The 15,329-nt window shown below is 69.2% G+C and carries 18 protein-coding genes and 1 pseudogene; 8 read left to right on the forward strand and 11 right to left on the reverse strand.

Translation table 11 applies throughout. The features are described 5' to 3' along the window. Positions 1–127: 127 nt before the first annotated feature. Together ACWCOV_RS37630 and ACWCOV_RS37635 are read right to left on the reverse strand one after the other, a co-directional pair. Positions 128–613 carry a MarR family winged helix-turn-helix transcriptional regulator gene (locus ACWCOV_RS37630; RefSeq protein ID WP_396356622.1) on the reverse strand — a complete coding sequence of 162 codons (486 nt, stop codon included), beginning with the start codon at positions 611–613 and terminating at the stop codon, positions 128–130. Beyond that, positions 592–1,500, reverse strand: a complete 909-nt coding sequence (locus tag ACWCOV_RS37635) for a DMT family transporter (protein WP_449834152.1) — start codon at positions 1,498–1,500, stop codon at positions 592–594. The genes ACWCOV_RS37630 and ACWCOV_RS37635 overlap by 22 nt, the downstream gene beginning before the upstream one ends. 39 nt (positions 1,501–1,539) lie before the next feature. Here ACWCOV_RS37635 and ACWCOV_RS37640 point away from each other — a divergent pair, with 39 nt between their 5' ends. Continuing rightward, complete coding sequence (locus tag ACWCOV_RS37640; RefSeq protein WP_449834153.1) at positions 1,540–2,160, forward strand: TetR/AcrR family transcriptional regulator; 621 nt, start codon at positions 1,540–1,542, stop codon at positions 2,158–2,160. Here ACWCOV_RS37640 and ACWCOV_RS37645 read toward each other — a convergent pair. After that, complete coding sequence (locus ACWCOV_RS37645) at positions 2,157–2,819, reverse strand: potassium channel family protein (protein ID WP_449834154.1); 663 nt, start codon at positions 2,817–2,819, stop codon at positions 2,157–2,159. The two genes, ACWCOV_RS37640 and ACWCOV_RS37645, sit on opposite strands and share 4 nt — an antisense overlap. Further along, positions 2,816–3,349, reverse strand: a complete 534-nt coding sequence (locus ACWCOV_RS37650; protein ID WP_449834155.1) for an acyl-CoA thioesterase — start codon at positions 3,347–3,349, stop codon at positions 2,816–2,818. Before ACWCOV_RS37650 ends, ACWCOV_RS37645 begins: the two co-directional genes overlap by 4 nt. A gap of 128 nt (positions 3,350–3,477) precedes the next feature. Here ACWCOV_RS37650 and ACWCOV_RS37655 point away from each other — a divergent pair, with 128 nt between their 5' ends. After that, a complete protein-coding gene (locus ACWCOV_RS37655; RefSeq protein WP_449834156.1) occupies positions 3,478–4,506 on the forward strand; it encodes a hypothetical protein in 1,029 nt (342 codons plus the stop codon). On the opposite strand, the gene ACWCOV_RS37660 is transcribed toward ACWCOV_RS37655, so the two are convergent. Further along, positions 4,447–5,415: a phosphotransferase family protein gene (locus tag ACWCOV_RS37660; protein WP_449834157.1), complete on the reverse strand. Its 969-nt coding sequence runs from the start codon at positions 5,413–5,415 to the stop codon at positions 4,447–4,449. The genes ACWCOV_RS37655 and ACWCOV_RS37660 overlap by 60 nt on opposite strands. 85 nt (positions 5,416–5,500) lie before the next feature. Between ACWCOV_RS37660 and ACWCOV_RS37665 the strand changes: the two genes are divergently transcribed. The 3 genes from ACWCOV_RS37665 to ACWCOV_RS37675 all read left to right on the forward strand — a co-directional run bounded on the left by ACWCOV_RS37665 (position 5,501) and on the right by ACWCOV_RS37675 (position 7,828). After that, positions 5,501–6,124, forward strand: a complete 624-nt coding sequence (locus ACWCOV_RS37665) for a flavin reductase family protein (RefSeq protein ID WP_449834158.1) — start codon at positions 5,501–5,503, stop codon at positions 6,122–6,124. A gap of 107 nt (positions 6,125–6,231) precedes the next feature. Beyond that, entirely contained in the window at positions 6,232–7,266 is a 1,035-nt protein-coding gene (gene mgrA, locus ACWCOV_RS37670) for an L-glyceraldehyde 3-phosphate reductase (RefSeq protein ID WP_449834159.1), read from the forward strand. A 181-nt stretch (positions 7,267–7,447) separates the two neighbouring features. Further along, complete coding sequence (locus ACWCOV_RS37675) at positions 7,448–7,828, forward strand: class I SAM-dependent methyltransferase (protein ID WP_449834168.1); 381 nt, start codon at positions 7,448–7,450, stop codon at positions 7,826–7,828. On the opposite strand, the gene catC is transcribed toward ACWCOV_RS37675, so the two are convergent. The 5 genes from catC to ACWCOV_RS37700 are packed head-to-tail and all read right to left on the reverse strand — an operon-like array spanning position 7,808 to position 12,290. Then, the gene (gene catC / locus ACWCOV_RS37680; RefSeq protein ID WP_449834160.1) at positions 7,808–8,092 is read right to left on the reverse strand and encodes a muconolactone Delta-isomerase; all 285 of its coding nucleotides are present in this window, start codon (positions 8,090–8,092) and stop codon (positions 7,808–7,810) included. The genes ACWCOV_RS37675 and catC overlap by 21 nt on opposite strands. Positions 8,093–8,094: 2 nt before the next feature. Continuing rightward, positions 8,095–9,240 (reverse strand): muconate/chloromuconate family cycloisomerase, encoded by a 1,146-nt coding sequence (locus ACWCOV_RS37685; protein WP_449834161.1) that lies wholly within the window; start codon positions 9,238–9,240, stop codon positions 8,095–8,097. Positions 9,241–9,298: 58 nt separating this feature from the next. Beyond that, positions 9,299–10,144: a catechol 1,2-dioxygenase gene (gene catA, locus ACWCOV_RS37690; RefSeq protein ID WP_449834162.1), complete on the reverse strand. Its 846-nt coding sequence runs from the start codon at positions 10,142–10,144 to the stop codon at positions 9,299–9,301. 11 nt (positions 10,145–10,155) lie between these two features. After that, positions 10,156–11,724, reverse strand: a complete 1,569-nt coding sequence (locus tag ACWCOV_RS37695; protein ID WP_449834163.1) for a 4-hydroxyphenylacetate 3-hydroxylase family protein — start codon at positions 11,722–11,724, stop codon at positions 10,156–10,158. Positions 11,725–11,735: 11 nt separating this feature from the next. Next, a complete protein-coding gene (locus ACWCOV_RS37700) occupies positions 11,736–12,290 on the reverse strand; it encodes a flavin reductase family protein (protein WP_396385913.1) in 555 nt (184 codons plus the stop codon). A 126-nt stretch (positions 12,291–12,416) separates the two neighbouring features. On the opposite strand from ACWCOV_RS37700, the gene ACWCOV_RS37705 reads away from it, so the two are divergent. Beyond that, positions 12,417–13,220, forward strand: a complete 804-nt coding sequence (locus ACWCOV_RS37705; RefSeq protein WP_449834164.1) for an IclR family transcriptional regulator domain-containing protein — start codon at positions 12,417–12,419, stop codon at positions 13,218–13,220. Here the strand turns inward: ACWCOV_RS37705 and ACWCOV_RS37710 are convergent. Next, positions 13,165–14,094: a LysR family transcriptional regulator gene (locus ACWCOV_RS37710; protein WP_449834165.1), complete on the reverse strand. Its 930-nt coding sequence runs from the start codon at positions 14,092–14,094 to the stop codon at positions 13,165–13,167. The genes ACWCOV_RS37705 and ACWCOV_RS37710 overlap by 56 nt on opposite strands. Positions 14,095–14,171: 77 nt before the next feature. Between ACWCOV_RS37710 and pcaD the strand changes: the two genes are divergently transcribed. Further along, the gene (gene pcaD / locus ACWCOV_RS37715) at positions 14,172–14,963 is read left to right on the forward strand and encodes a 3-oxoadipate enol-lactonase (RefSeq protein ID WP_449834166.1); all 792 of its coding nucleotides are present in this window, start codon (positions 14,172–14,174) and stop codon (positions 14,961–14,963) included. A gap of 22 nt (positions 14,964–14,985) precedes the next feature. Further along, positions 14,986–15,329, forward strand: a pseudogene (locus ACWCOV_RS37720) (hypothetical protein); the annotation flags it as partial.

Consider the following 15,329-nt stretch of genomic DNA (forward strand, 5'->3'; position numbering starts at 1 on the left):
GGGCTCGCGTGTGACCGGCACTGAGGATGACGGCATTGTGCTGGGGCCGGCGGTGGGTTCGTCGGTGTCGCTGCAGCCGGTCAGCAGGAGCGCTGTCAGCAGGACGGCTACTGCAGTGCGCTGCATGTCAGCGGCGCTCCCAGGCGGCGCGGTCTACCGTGTCTCCCGAGTGCCGGGCCAGCGTGGCGCAGATGTCGTAGAGGTGTTCGACCTGCTCCTCGTCGAGCGCGTCGAAGATCGACTTGCGGACCTCCTCGACATGACCGGGCGCGGTTTCGACCAGCTTCTGCCGGCCGAGGTCGGTCATGATCGCGACCTGGCCGCGACGGTCCGACTCGATGCCTTCCCGCCGTACCCAGCCGGCCTGCTCGAGCCGGTTGACCGCGTGCGAGAGGCGGCTGCGCGATCCCTGCGTGGCCACTGCGAGCTCGCTCATCCGCAGCCGGCCGTCAGGCGCCTCGGACAGCCGGACCAGGATCTCGTAGTAGGTGTGCGGTATCCCTGCGTCGCGTTGCAGCTGCTGCTCGATCCGGGTGTTCACCACGCGCTGCGCCGCGATGAACGCGCGCCACGCGTGCTGCTCTTTCTCGTTCAGCCACCGGGGTTCCGCCATCCCCGCAGCGTAGCGTTCAACCTGATCAGGAGTACGGCGAGCGCGCACACCAGCATGCCGATCACGGCAAGTGGTCCAATGGTCTCGCCGAACATCAGGAAGGCGAACACCATCGTGGTCGGCGGCACCAGGTAGAGCAGGCTGCTGATGCGGGTCGCACCGGACAGCTTGAGGTTGACCAGGTAGAGGCCCCAGCCACCACCTGTTGCCAGCAGCACCAGCCAGACCACAGCGCCGTAGAAGCCTGCTTGGTGAGGCACCGTCAGCTGGTCGGTGGATGTGGCCAGTGCGATGAAGAACACGCCGGAGACGACGCTCTGCAGGCAGAGTGCGTCGAGTGAGCTCGTGCTGGGCTTGCGGCGGCGTTCGAGGCAGGTGCCGATGACGAGGCCGAGCAGACCACCGAACGGCAGCAGGAACAACAGGGGCGAGCCATGCAGGTCGTCTGCCACGACCAGGCCGACTCCGACGACACCGATGACCAGACCGATCCACTGACGCCGACTGACGGCCTCACCGAGCAGCGGTCCGGCGACTGTCGCGATCAGCAGCGGCTGGAGTGAGCCGATGAGCGCGGTGACTCCGGCCGAGATGCCGTGGTCGATGCCGGTGAAGATCAGGCCGAGGTAGACACACTGCGTGAGGAGGGCCATCCACACCTGGGTGGCCAGGTCCGCGCGCCTGATAGTTGGTCGCCGTACCGCCAGGATCGCCGCTCCGACCACGCCTGCGACCAGGAACCGCCAGGCGAGCAGGTCGAACGCGTTCGTGTACTCGGTCCCCCAGCGCGCGCCGATGAAGCCGCAGCTCCAGAGCACGACGAAGCCCGCGCCCGCGATCAACGGCAGGTAGCGCGTCCGCCGTACCGGAACCGTCAGAGTCGTCATGGCCGCGAGAGTAACCACACCGGTCGGTATACTGTCAGTATGCTCGATCAGCAGGTGAGACTGCTCGTGGACCGCCAGGTGCCGGAGGCCACCCGGCTGACGCCGGCTGGTGAGCGGATCCTGGTCGCGGCGTCCACGCTGTTCTACGAGCAGGGCATCCGGGCGGTCGGCGTCGACACGATCGCCTTGGCCGCCGACGTGACGAAGAAGACGCTGTACGACCGGTTCGGCTCGAAGGACCGGCTGATCGCGGCGTACCTGGAGCGGCGTGACCGGGTGTGGCACGAGTTCCTGGACCAGCAGCTCGCGGACCGGAATCCCGGGACGCCGGAAGAGGTGATCCTGGCGCTGTTCGCGGCGCTGACGGACTGGGTCGCGGGCGCGCGGAACGGGTGTGGCTTCATCAACGCGAGCGTCGAGCTCGCTTCACCCGACCACCCCGCGATGCCGGTCATCGTGGGGCAGAAGCAGTGGATGCGGGCCGAGTTCGAGGCCCAGGCGACGCTGGCCGGTCTTGCCGATCCGTCCGAGCTCGCTGACCGTCTCCTCATCCTCCACGAGGGCGCGCTCGTCACCTACCGGGTGGCTGCGATGCCGCACGCGCCAGAGGTGGCCCAGCGGGCTGCGGCAGACCTGCTGGCGAGCTGGCCTCGGGCCTAGATCTTGCTCCGTCTGGTGATGGTGAGGCCGACCAGGCGGGACACGACCATGGCGACGTACCCGAGCCCTGCGAGCTGCTCGAGCATGACGACCGACCTGCCCCACGCCGTGACCGGGACGATGTCGCTGAGCCCGGTGCTGGACAGTGTGGTGAAGCTCAGGAACAGCAGCTCCATCCACGTCCGGTCGCTGGTCGCGTTCACCGCCGCGGTGAAACTGCCCGGCACCAGCACCTGCACGAAGGTGTAGACGTACGCGAAACCCCAAGCCACCAAGGTGAACGTCGCTCCGGTCGCGTAGAGCTCGTCGGTGCTGACGTCATGGTCGGACAGCATGTACCGCAGCAGGCTGTAGGCGGCGTAGAAGTAGAAGGCGGCGTGCAGTACGGCGGAGATCACCACGACGGGCTGGGTCGGGTTGAACGCGTCGACCAGCGAGAGGACTACCGCCGGGATGCCCAGGCCGATGCTGACCCAGGTCAGGCCGGGGGTGGCGCGGACCGAGAAGACCGCGAGCACGAGGACGAAGATGCCGAGGATCTCGAACGCGACGCGGCCGCCGCGGGAGCCCTCCATAGCCGGGTAGACGAGGACGCCCAGCAACTGAACGAGCAGCAGGACCGCCGACGGATGCCGTCGCGCACTGGTGAACCAGGTCATTTTGCGTCCCCGGCTGCCTGCTCCGCGTCTTCCTCGCGGGAGGCGATGATGGCCGCCCGGCGGGCGAGACGGTGGCTGCGGCGGATCTCGGCCTCGCGCAGCCGGCGCCGGTCCTCGTCGGTCTCCGGCACGACCTGCGGGACCTCGCGCGGCTTGCCGTCCGCGTCGACCGCGACGAACACCAGGTACGCCGACGCCACGTGAACCTCCGGTCCCACGGAGTCCCACCGGTCGGCCGTGATCCGTACGCCGACCTCCATCGAGCTGCGACCGGTCCAGTTCACCTGGCCGCTGAAGTGCACCACGTCGCCGACCCGGACCGGCACCAGGAAGGTCATCTCGTCCATCGACGCGGTGACCGCGGGCCCGCCGGAGTGCCGCGCCGCGACCACGCCGGCGACCGAGTCCACCAGCGTCATGATCACGCCGCCGTGCACGGTGCCCAGCAGGTTGGTCTCGTTCTGGGCGGTGATGTGTGACAGCGACAACCGGGTCTCCGAGGTAGGCCGCGACGACGGCGTGCTGGTCATCCTGCTCGACTCCTCCTGGATCGGACGGTGTGGCCGCAGACTATCCCGGGCGGTTGTCCACAGGTTCGAAAAGACCGGCTGGAACGGGCGCCATTCCTCGTACTTTCTCTGCCGAGGAGGTGGCCACGATGACCATCGACAGCTCCACCGAACGTGCCCAAGGCAACCACTCCGACCGGCCCCACCCGGTCCTGATCCCGCTCACCCTCAGCCAGGCCGCGCGGTTCGTGCGGCTCGGGCTGACCGCTGCGGCCCACCTCGGCCTCGACCTGACCTACGAGGGCGGCGCGGCCCTCGTCCCGGTCGCGCCGTCCGCGGACGGCCCGATCCTCGGCCTGAGCAACCTGGCCCGCCGGGTGTCCAAACACACCGAGGACCGCTGGCCGGAGCTGATCGAGGACCACTTCACCCAGGTGCTGCACCGGCTGCGCCACGGTCCGCCACGGCCACCCGACGATCCCGCGCGGCAGCTGATCCAGCGTCTCGTCCCGCGCCGCTCGCTCCCGGGCGAGTGGAGCGCGGACCGGGTGGACTACCTGCCGGGCCTGCTGTCCGTCCCCGCCACCGCGCAGGACGGCGTCGTGACGATGTACCTCGACCCGGGCGACTTCGGGCTGACCTGGTCGGACGCCGAGCGCCTCGGCCTGGCCAACCTCCGTCGACTCCAGGACCACGTCGAGTACGTCGAGCATGACGGCATCACCATCGCCCTGGTCACCGGCACCATCTTCTCCGCATCCCGGGCCCTGGTCATCGACAACGTCCTGCGCGAGTCCCTCCACCTCGAGCCCCCGCCGTACGGCGTGCTGGCCGCCGTCCCGGCCCGCGACCTGTTCCTGATCCACGTGATCCGCGACCTGTCCGTCATCCCGGCTCTGGGCCTGATGCTCAACCTCGCTGCCCGCTCCTATACCGACGACCCGGGACCGCTGTCCCCGGACGTCCACCTGGTCACCTTCGACTCCCCGTCCCCCACCTGGCGGCTCGCCACCACCCGCGCCACCGACGACCTCCCGCTCCGGCTGTCCCCTGACCTCCAATCCCTGGCTGAGCGTCTCGCCCACGAGGAATTCGCGAATGGCCCGCCTGGGCGGCCGTCAGGTGAGGGTCGCCCAGGGAGCGGGCGGAGCGGCGGTGAAGAACTTGAGGAGACCTAGGACGCGGCTGGCCGGCGGCGCGGTCCAATGGCGCTGGCCGGGCCACGGCGGTGCGGTGAGTTTGCCCAGACCCCAATGGAGGTGGAACCAGAGTGTGGCGGCGGCGAGCTCGTCTTCTTGTACGGCGGGTTGGCCGGGCGCGAGAGCGTGGTGGTGCCGGACGTAGGTCGGGAGGATCGTGGCTACGTGGTCGAGTGGGAGCTTGGCGAAGTCCATGGCTCGTGGGGCCCAGGCGGCGTCACCCCAGTCGATCAGCGCACTGAGCCGGCCGCTCGGTGTGGCGAGAAGGTTGTGTGCGGCAACATCTCCGTGGATCAGGACCTTCGGCTCGAAGCGGTCGAAGCGGTCGGCCAGGCGGTTGAACCAGTCGCTCAGCCAGTTCGCCGTACCGGGGTCGAGGTAGCCGCGCTCGGCGAGGTCGTCGACCAGCGGCCAGGGGTCGTCGCGATCGTCCTTCGGGACGTCGGGGAGGTCGGTGGGCTCTGCGAGGTGGAGGCGGGCCAGTTGCTCGGCCAGCCCTGGCGGTACGTCGGTTGGTTCGGTGCCGTGCACGCGTTCCATCACGGCGTACGGCGCGTCGATCAGTTGGCGGGTGTCGTCGTACACCACGATCGCGGGGGTCAGGACGCCGGCGGACCGTGCGAACGGTACGACGGAGGCCTCCTTGCGCAGGTCGTCCTCGAAGCCCGGGCGCGCGATCCTGAGGAAGAGGGTCTCGCCTAGTGTGAAACCGCGGTTCGCGACGCCTCCGGCGACCTCGGTCACCTGGTCTGCCGGGACGCCGTGGCGGCGGCCGATCGCAGCGACACCGACCGGCAGCTCGTCAGCGGCCTGCCCAGGTGACTCGCGACTGGCTTGGTCGGCTGATTCGTGGCCGGCTTGGTCGGGTGACTCGTCGGTTGCGCCCACTCACACCTCCCTTGGGTCGGTGCTCCGTCCCACGATCCTTGTGCCGGGGTGCGGCGGCGTCCACTGGATTTGATGTACTGCGGGCGTGCGAGTGGATCTGGATCCGGAAGAGCTCGGCCGTCGGGAGTTCTACGCGGTGCTGAACTCCGTGGTGGTGCCGCGGCCGATCGCGTGGGTGTCGAGCCGGTCCGCGGAGGGTGTGCTCAACCTCGCGCCGCACTCGTTCTTCACCGTGGCTTGCGTGCAGCCGCCGATGGTGCAGTTCACCTCGGTCGGGCGCAAGGACAGCCTGAACAACGTCGAGGCGACCGGCGAGTTCGTGGTGAACTTCGCCGCCGAGCCGTTGTTCGAGCGGGTCAACGCCACCGGGACGAACTTCCCGCCGGAGGTCTCCGAGTTCGAGGCCGTCGGGCTGACGACCGAACCGGCGCGGACGGTCGCCGTACCGCGGGTCGCGGAGTCGCCGGTGGCGATCGAGTGCACCCTGCACACCACGCTCGAGCTGGGTGACTCGACGGTGGTGATCGGCCGGGTCCGCCACATCGCGGTCGACGCGGCGGTGATGGCCGGCGGACGCCCGGAGATCCAGCTGCTGCGGCCGCTGGCCCGGCTCGGCAAGGACGAGTGGTCCACGCTCGGTGAGGTGCGCTCCATCTCCCGGATCCGCTACTCCGACTGGCCCGGGCACTTCACCCCGCCGCACAGCTGACGTCCCACCCCGATCAAGAAGGCGGGGTTCTGGGTGTCAGTGATCGGGTTTCTGCTGTAAAACAAGGGGGTTTGAACTTGTCGTGACATGAGGCAGACTGAGGTCTCGTGACTGATTACGTAGCCGCTCAGGACCGGTACGACGACCAGATGGCCTACCGGCGGACGGGGCGCAGCGGGTTGATGCTGCCGGCGATCTCGCTCGGGTTGTGGCACAACTTCGGCGACGACAAGCCGTTCGCCACGCAGCGCGACATCCTGCGCCGGGCGTTCGACCTCGGCGTCACGCACTTCGACCTGGCCAACAACTACGGTCCGCCGTACGGCTCCGCGGAGACGAACTTCGGGACGCACTTCGCCCGCGACTTCGCGAAGTACCGCGACGAGCTGATCCTGTCGACCAAGGCCGGCTACGACATGTGGCCGGGCCCGTACGGTCAGGGCGGCGGGTCGCGGAAGTACCTGCTCGCCTCGCTGGACCAGTCGCTGAGCCGGATGGGCCTGGACTACGTCGACATCTTCTACTCGCACCGGTTCGACCCGGACACCCCGCTCGAGGAGACGATGGGCGCGCTCGACGCCGCGGTCCGCTCGGGCAAGGCGCTGTACGCCGGGATCTCGTCGTACTCGGCGGACCGGACCCGGGAGGCGGCGCGGATCCTGCAGGAGCTCGGGACGCCGTTGCTGATCCACCAGCCGTCGTACTCGATGCTGAACCGCTGGATCGAGGAGGACCTGCTGGACACCGTCGGTGAACTCGGGGTCGGCGTGATCGCGTTCTCGCCGCTGGCGCAGGGTGTGCTGACCGACCGCTACCTGGACGGCGTGCCCGCGGACTCCCGCGCCGCGCAGGGCAAGTCGCTGAACCCGGACTCGCTCACCGAGGACACGCTGAAGCACGTCCGCGCGCTGAACGAGATCGCCAAGGAGCGCGGTCAGTCCGTCGCCCAGCTCGCCCTCGCCTGGACGCTGCGCGACGACCGCGTCACCAGCGCCCTGATCGGCGCCTCCAGCGTCGCCCAGCTCGAGAACAACCTGGCCGCGGTGAACAACCTCAAGTTCACCCCCGAAGAGCTCGAGGCCATCGACGCCGACGCCGTAGAAGCCGGCATCAACCTCTGGAAGAAGAGCTCCGACGCCTGACCCACCCAGTACCCGCAAGACCGAGCGCCCGGGTTCGACCGACCAGGTTGAAGCCGGGCGTTTCAGTTCCTGGAGATCTGGCTGGGTGAATGCAAGATGGTGTCCAGGAGGTGGTTTTGTGGGTGAGGGGTTGTCGGGGCGGCTGTTGCAGGTGGTTGACGCGTTGCCGTTGCGGGTGGGGATGCGGGTGTTGGAGGTTGGGTGTGGGCCGGGGGCGGCGGCTCGGGAGGTGGCTCGGCGCGTGCAGGGTGGGCAGGCGGGGGTCGGTGGGTTTGTGTTGGGGGTTGATCGGTCGGCGAAGGCGGTTCGGCTGGCTGAGGCGGGGTCGGGCGAGTTGATCGCGGCTGGGGTGCTGGGGTTTCGGCAGGCGGCGGTTGAGGAGTTCGAGTTGGAGCCCGGTGATGCCGGGTTCGACCTGGTGTTTGCGGTGCGGGTGGGGGCGCTGGACGGGCGGCATCCGGAGTTGGAGCAGCAGGCGCGGCTGCGGATCGCGGCGGCGCTGAAGCCGGGTGGGCGGTTCTTCGTCGACGGCGGCGACCCGCTACGGGAGATCCAGCTTTGAGGGGTGGCGGGCCAGGGGCGTCACCTGGATCCGCATGTACGGGAACAGCGGCAGGCTGGACAGCACCGAGTGCAACGTGTCGTTGGAGTCCACGTCGAACACGCTGAAGTTCGCGTACTCGCCGACGATCCGCCACAACTGCGGCCACACACCGGCGCGCTGCAGCTCCAGCGCCCGTTCCCGCTCCCGCGCGACCAGCTCGGCCCGCACCTCCGGATCGAGGTCCGGCGGCAGCGAGACATCCATCCGGACATGGAAGAGCATCGTCACCCCTCCCGATTCAGTCCGGTACGGCGAAGCGCGGCCACAGCATCCAGGTCGAGCTCGACACCGAGCCCCGGCCCGTCCGGCAGGTGCAACGAGCCGTCCGCGTAGCGCAACGGCGTACGCAGAATCTCCTCGGCGAACAGCTTCGGGCCGAACAGCTCGCTGCCCCACGTGACCCCCGGCGCCGCACAGGCCAGCTGCAACGAAGCGGCCGTCCCGATCCCAGTCTCGATCGAGGTCCCGCCATGACACGGAATCCCGGCCGCGGCAGCGATCGCGACGATGTCCCGGGCTCGCCGCAGTCCACCGACCTTCGTCGTCTTCATCGACCAGACGTCGGCCGCGCGCAACTGCACCAGCCGGAGCGCGTCGACCGGCGTACGTAGGCTCTCGTCCGCCATCACCGGGATCGGCAGCAGCGCGTTGAGCTCGGCCAGCGCCTCCACCTGCTCCCCCGGCACCGGCTGCTCGATGAGCTCGACCCCGGCCGCGGCGAGCCGAGGCAGATACGTCCGAGAGGTACTCAGATCCCACCGTGCATTGAGATCCACGCGTACGCCGGCCGAGCCGCCCAGCTTCTCGGCGATCGCGCAGATCCGCCGGGTGTCGGCCTCGGGATCGAGAGCACCCATCTTGAGCTTGAAGGTCTTGTGCTCACCGGCCTCCAGCTTGGCCAGCGCCTCCTCGACCACCACCTCCTCAGGATCGGCGCCGAGCGCCCAGGTCACGTCGATGCTCGTCCGGGCGAGGCCGCCCAGCAACGTGTGAACCGGAACGCCCAGCACCCGCGCCCAGGCGTCGTGCAGGGCGACCTCGACGGCGGTCTTGGCGTACAGGTTGGCGTTCACGTGGTCGGCGATGTCCCGCCACACCGACTCGATCCGGTCGACGCGGGCGCCGGGCAGCAGCGGGGCGACGTACGTGTCGAGGGTGACCTTCATCGACTCGACCGACTCGCCGCCCCACCAGGGCCCGCCGGGCACCACGCCTTCACCGACGCCGACCACGCCGCCGCGGGTGTGGACGAACGCGAGCAGGACGGGCTGCGCCGTCATCGTGACGCGGGCGAACTTGTGCGGACGGCGCAGCGGCACGTCGATGATGACGGTCTCCAGCCGCTCGACGACCAAATCGTCCGCGGACACAGAGGACTCGGAGCTGGACACAATGGTGCCTTTCACAACGAAGTAGCGGTGGCAGGGATCAGGCCGGCTCGAGCTCGAAGTCGTACGTCGCCCGCCGGGTGCCGGCGCCGTCGTCGACCGGATCGAGGATCAGCTCGGCCTTGGTCGCTTCGGCGACGTCGGAGTCCAGCCACTCACCACCGGCGAAGTACAGCTGCGTCGTGATCGTCCGGTGCCCGTCCGCCCGCACCATCAGGTGCAGGTGCGCAGGACGCCAAGGGTGCCACCCGGCCGCCTCGATCAGCTTCCCGGTCGGCCCGTCGGTCGGGATCTGGTACGGCGCCGGCTGCACGGTCCGGATCGCGAAGCGGCCCTCGCTGTCGGTCACCACCACACCCCGCAGGTTCCCGTCCGGCAGGTGCGGCGCGAACCCGGAGTAGTACCCGTCCGCATCCGCGTGCCAGATGTCCACCTCGGCGCCGGCCAGCGGCGTCCCGTCGAGGTCGCGGACCTGACCGCTCAGCACGAGCGGCGCACCCTTCTCGTCCGGCCGGTGCGGAAGTTCGCAGGACGCGTCGAGCCGCACCTGGTCGGGCAGATAGTACGGGCCCTCGATGGTTCCGAGAGTCCCGCGCTGCGACGCGGCCGCGACCTCCTCGACCACGTGCTCCACGAAGACGTCCATGAACAGCGGCCACTCACCGACCTCGCCGACCTCCATCAGCCACGCCTTCGCGGCCTGGAACTCCGGATAGGTGACGTTGTGCTCCCGGATCGCCGCATGCACGCCCTGGAGTACGGCGGTCACCACCGCGCTCACGCGCTCGGGCGACGACCCGGCGTCGGCCAGCGCCTTGGCCTTGAAGTTCGAGCTCGCACTCGCGCCGGAGCCGGCGGCGGTCGGAGAATCCTGCACAGTAGTCATGATGCGCTCCTTCAGCGGTTCAGGATCCGGCTGACGTCGGTGGGGTTGATCAGGTCGGGGACGGTCCAGCCGTCCAGGTCGTACTCGGCGAGCATGGTCTCGGCGAAGCCCTTCATCGCGGCCGTCTCGCCCTGCGCCTCGGCGGCGAACAGGATCTCGGCCTTCACGTTCTCGTGGTTGCCGGAGTAGTTGCGCTCGTACAGCTCGTGCCGGCCGCCGAACTCGGTGCCGACCGCGTCCCACAGCGCCTTCATCAGCTTGGTGCGCTCGACCGCGTCGTAGCCTCCTGAGCCGCGGACGAAGCGGTCCAGGTACGGGCGCACCTCGGGGGTCTTGAAGTCGACCGCGTTCGAGTTCAGGTAGATCAGGCCGGAGGCCACGTCCTGCTGGATGATCTCCTTCACCCGCGGGTAGCCGGTGATCATGAACTGGCGGTAGACCAGGCCGTAGTCGAGCTTCGGCAGCACGCTGCCGTTCGGGCCCTCGTCCGGGTTCAGGGCCATCGCGTCGGCCAGGGCGCGGAACAGGTTGCGCCAGCCGATCACCTCGCCGACCCGCGTCTGCACGCCGCGGAAGTCCTTGCTCCCGGTGCATTCGAGTGCCTTGAGCAACAGTCCGGCGATGAAGTCGAGCTTCACCGACAACCGGATGCAGCCGTGGAAGGTGAACCGCGGGATGAACCCGGACTGCGGGAAGAACCCGTTGATCTTGTCGACGTCGCCGTACAGGAAGATGTTCTCCCACGGCACCAGCACCTTGTCGAAGACGAAGATGGTGTCGTTCTCGTCCATCCGGCTGGACAGCGGGTAGTCGAACGGGCTGCCCATCACGTCGGCCTGCATGGTGTACGACGGCCGGCAGATGAGCTTCACACCAGGGGCGCTCATCGGCACCGTGCAGATCAGCGCGTACTCCTTCTTCTTGATCGGCAGGCCGTAGTGCGCGATGAAGTTGTAGTTGGTGATCGCCGAGCCGGTCGCCACCACCTTCGCGCCGGACACGATCACGCCGGCGTCGGTCTCCTTCTCGACCCGCATGAAGATGTCGCCGGCCTCGTCCGGCGGCAGGTTGCGGTCCACCGGCGGGTTGATGATCGCGTGGTTCCAGTACAGGACCTTCTCCTGCGATTCGGTGTACCAGCGCTTCGCGTTCTCCTCGTACGGCGCGTAGAAGTCGGTGTTCCCGCCGAGGGTGCCGAGGAAGCTGGCCTTGTAGTCGGGGCTGCGGCCCATCCAGCCCCAGGTCTGGCGGGCCCAGTGCTCGATCGCGACCCGATCCTTCTGCAGGTCGGCCGAGCTGTGCGGTGTCCGGAAGAACGGGTGCGTGTAGCCGCCGTTGCCGGTGTCGGTCGGGACGGTGATCTCGTCCTTGGTGGCCGGGTCGTGCAGGGCGTCGTACAGCCGGGCGGTCATCCGGGCCGGGTTGCGGAACGCCGGGTGCTCGGTGACGTCCTTGACCCGTTCGCCGTAGATCCAGATCTCCCGGTCGTCGCGGATCGAGTCGAGGTACTCGGCGCCGGTCATCGGGCGCGCGGCCGGGGCGGTGTCCTGCTCGGCCGGAGCAGCCGTAGTCGTGGTCATGGGAAGTCCTTTCAGGCGTGAGCCGCCGCGGCGAGCGGCGTGAAGACGGCGCTGGCGTCGAACCAGCCGCGGTCGGGGCAGTCGAGAGAGCCGGACCAGTGGGATTCGACCGGTCCGAGGTAGCGGAACCGGCCGCCGTGGAACAGCAGCGGGTCCCGGGCGGTGATGGCGACCGCGGCGACCTCACCGATCACGATGAGGTGGTCGCCGCCGTCGTACGTGCGCCACGGCCGGCACGAGATCGTCGTGGCCGCGCCCTCGAGCAGCGGAGCGAGCGGGCCGTCGACCCAGCCGGGCGTGCGGTCGGCGGGCCGCCCGGCGAAGTGCCAGGCGACGTCGAGCTGGTCGTCGGCGAGCACGTTGATCGCGAACGGCTTGCCGGCCAGGTACTGACAGGCCTTCGACGACCGGGTCAGCGTGACCTGCGCCAGGGCCGGCTCGAGCGAGACGGCGGTGAAGGCGTTCACGGTGGCGCCGTGCGGACCGCCGTCGTCGCTGACGCAGGTCACCACGGTCACGCCGGTGGCGAACTGACCGAAGGCGTTGCGGAGCTCTCGTGAGTCCATCGTGCGTCACCTCCTTGTACGCTGTGCGTACAATTTGTACGCGGTGCGTACGGCTCACCATGGCGTCGTCGGCACCCGACTGTCAAGAGCTCAACTACGAAGAAGGGGACTGCGAGAATGACGGCCATGAGCGAGGAGCGTGACTTCATCCGCAGCATCGAGCGCGGGTTCGCCGTCCTGCTCGCTTTCGACGCCGACCACCCGACTCCCACGCTGGCCGAGCTCGCCACCGCGACCGGGCTGTCCCGCCCGGCGGTTCGCCGGATCCTGCTCACCCTGCAACGGCTCGGGTACGTCGCCGCACAAGGCAGCCGGTGGTCGCTGACCCCACGCGTGCTCACCATCGGCCAGCACTACGCCGCGACTCACGGCTTCGTGGAGACCGCGCAGCCACACCTGCTCCGACTGGCCGAGGCGACCCAGGAGTCCGCGTCGCTGGCCCAACTCGACGGGACCGAGGTCGTCTACGTCGCCCGCGTCCAGGTGCGCCGGATCATGAGTGTCGCCGTCGACGTCGGCAGTCGCGTCCCGGCGTACGCGACCTCGATGGGCCGGATCCTCACCGCCTGGGCGGATTCCGCGGTCGTCGACGCAGTCATCGCGGCCGGCCTGCCCCGGCTGGCGCAGCGGACGATCACGGACCCGACGGTCTACCGCGACTCGCTCCACAAGGTCCGCACGCAGGGCTTCGCGGTGGTCGAGTCCGAGCTCGAGGACGGTCTGCTGTCGGCCGCGGTCCCGGTCCGCGATCCGCACGGCGACGTGCTCGCCGCGCTGGCCTACTCCACCACCTCCGGGCGGATGACTGCCGAGAAGGTCGTCGCCACCGTCGTACCTCTGATGCTGGAGACGGCCGCGGCGATCACCGACGACCTCAGGCTGGTCGGGAACCCGCGCCCGGTGATCCCGGCCCGCGACGGCTTCTTCTGACCAGAGCCGTCAGTACGTCGAGCGCGCGCAGCAGATGCGGAGCCTCGTCATCGGCGCGCGTAGCGACCACCAACTCGACCTGAGCCCTGCCCGTGAACGGCCGATACGCGGCACCCGGCACCCTGAGCTCCGCGACGGGCGCCGGCACCAGCGCCACACCTAGCCCGGCGGCCACGAACGTCACCAGCGTCGACGTCTCGGCAACCTCGTGCCGGACCCGAGGCTCGAACCCCGCCTCCCGGCACAACGCCAGCACGGTCCCCTGCAGCGCGGACCGACCACCACCCGCATGCATCACGAAGTCCTCGTCCGCCAGGTCCGGCAAGCGCACTCGCGTCCGCGCAGCCAGCCGATGCCCATCAGGTACGGCGACAATCAGCCGCTCGGCCCGTAGCGTCTGCAACCGCAAGCCCGCCTCGTCGACCGGTCGGCGCAGCAGAGCCAAATCGATCTGCCCCGCATGCAGCGCAGCGACCTGAGCCGGCGCCAGCATCTCCCCCTGCACAGCCACGTCGACACCGGGCAAGTCCTCATGCAGCTTGCGCACCAACGGCGGCAGCAGGCTGTACGTCGCCGAGCCCACGCACCCGATCACCAGCCGGCCCTGCGATCCGGCTGCGACCCGCTGCGCCTCGAGACCCGCAGACGAGACCGCCGACAGGATCTCCTGCGCCCGCACGAGGTACGCCTCCCCCGCCGCAGTGAGCTCAACCCGCCGCGTCGTCCGCCGGAGCAGCCGCAGCCCGAGCTCGTCCTCCAACTGGCGGATCTGCTGCGACAGCGGCGGCTGGGCCATGTGCAGCCGCGCCGCAGCCCTGCCGAAGTGCCGTTCCTCGGCGACGGCGACGAAGTACCGCAGGTGCCGCAGTTCCACCGATTCATACTCGCAGAGTCTTGATCGAGCCGAAATGGATACTTCTCCCTCTCGGTCCGGACTCCTACTGTCAGGGGATGAGCGCTGTCCCGGTCGACCACGTCGTCAGCGGGCGGGCCGACGGGCCGGTCGTCGTGCTGTCCAACTCCCTCGGCGCCACCTGGGCGATGTGGGACGCCAACCTGGCCGAGTGGGAGCAGCACTTCACCGTCGTCCGGTACGACACCCGCGGCCACGGCCGCTCGCCCGCTCCGGCCGGGCCGTACCGCATCGACGACCTCAAAGACGATGTGATCGCCCTGCTCGACCACCTCGGTCTCTTCCGGGTCCACTTCGTCGGACTGTCGCTCGGCGGCATGACCGGCATCCGGCTGGCCGCCCGCGCCCCGGAGCGGATCGACCGCCTCGTCCTGCTCTGCACCGGCCCCCGTCTCGAACCCGCGCAGATGTGGACCGACCGAGCCGCGACCGTCAGAGCTGACGGACCACAGGCGGTTGCCGAGGCCGTCGTACGACGCTGGTTCACCACCGACCGCCACGACGAGCTCCGGGCGGAAGCCGAGAAGATGGTCGGATCGACGTCGAGAGAAGGCTATGCGGCCTGCTGCGAGCTGATCGCGACGATGGATCTCCGGCCCGATCTGCCGGCCATCACGGCGCCCACCCTGGCGATAGCCGGGGCCGACGATCCGGCCACCCCACCACATCATCTGGAACACATCGCGACCACGGTTCAGCACGGCCGGCTGCTCGTCGTACCGCGGGCTGCGCACCTGGCCAGCGCCGAGCGCGCGGACGTCGTCACGCCGGCCGTCACCGACCACCTGCGACGGTTGCACTCCGGGTTGGATGGGCACACGCTGGAGTGAAGACCCCCTGGAGGTGGTTGTCATGACCGCTTCGACGCTCGAACTGGCCCTGACCTACGAACACGCCCGGATCCGCGAGCTGGCCGGTCCGGCTCAGCATCCGGCCGCCGCGCACCCGGAGCGCAGGCATCAGACCGACTGGTTCTACGCCATCGCGGCCCAGCACCTCGCCGCGGCCGAGGACGTCCTCCTCCCGCACGTCCGCCGCCTGCCCGACGGCGACGAAATGGTCACCAGGTACGTCGGCAACGCGAAGGAGCTGGAACGCTCGCTGCGCTTCCTGAAAGGACGCCAGTACGGCGACAGCCGCAAGGTCGGCCGCCTCGATCAGGTAGTAGCCGCCCATCACTTCCTTCGTCTCCACGA

This window comes from Kribbella sp. NPDC002412, assembly GCF_053592935.1.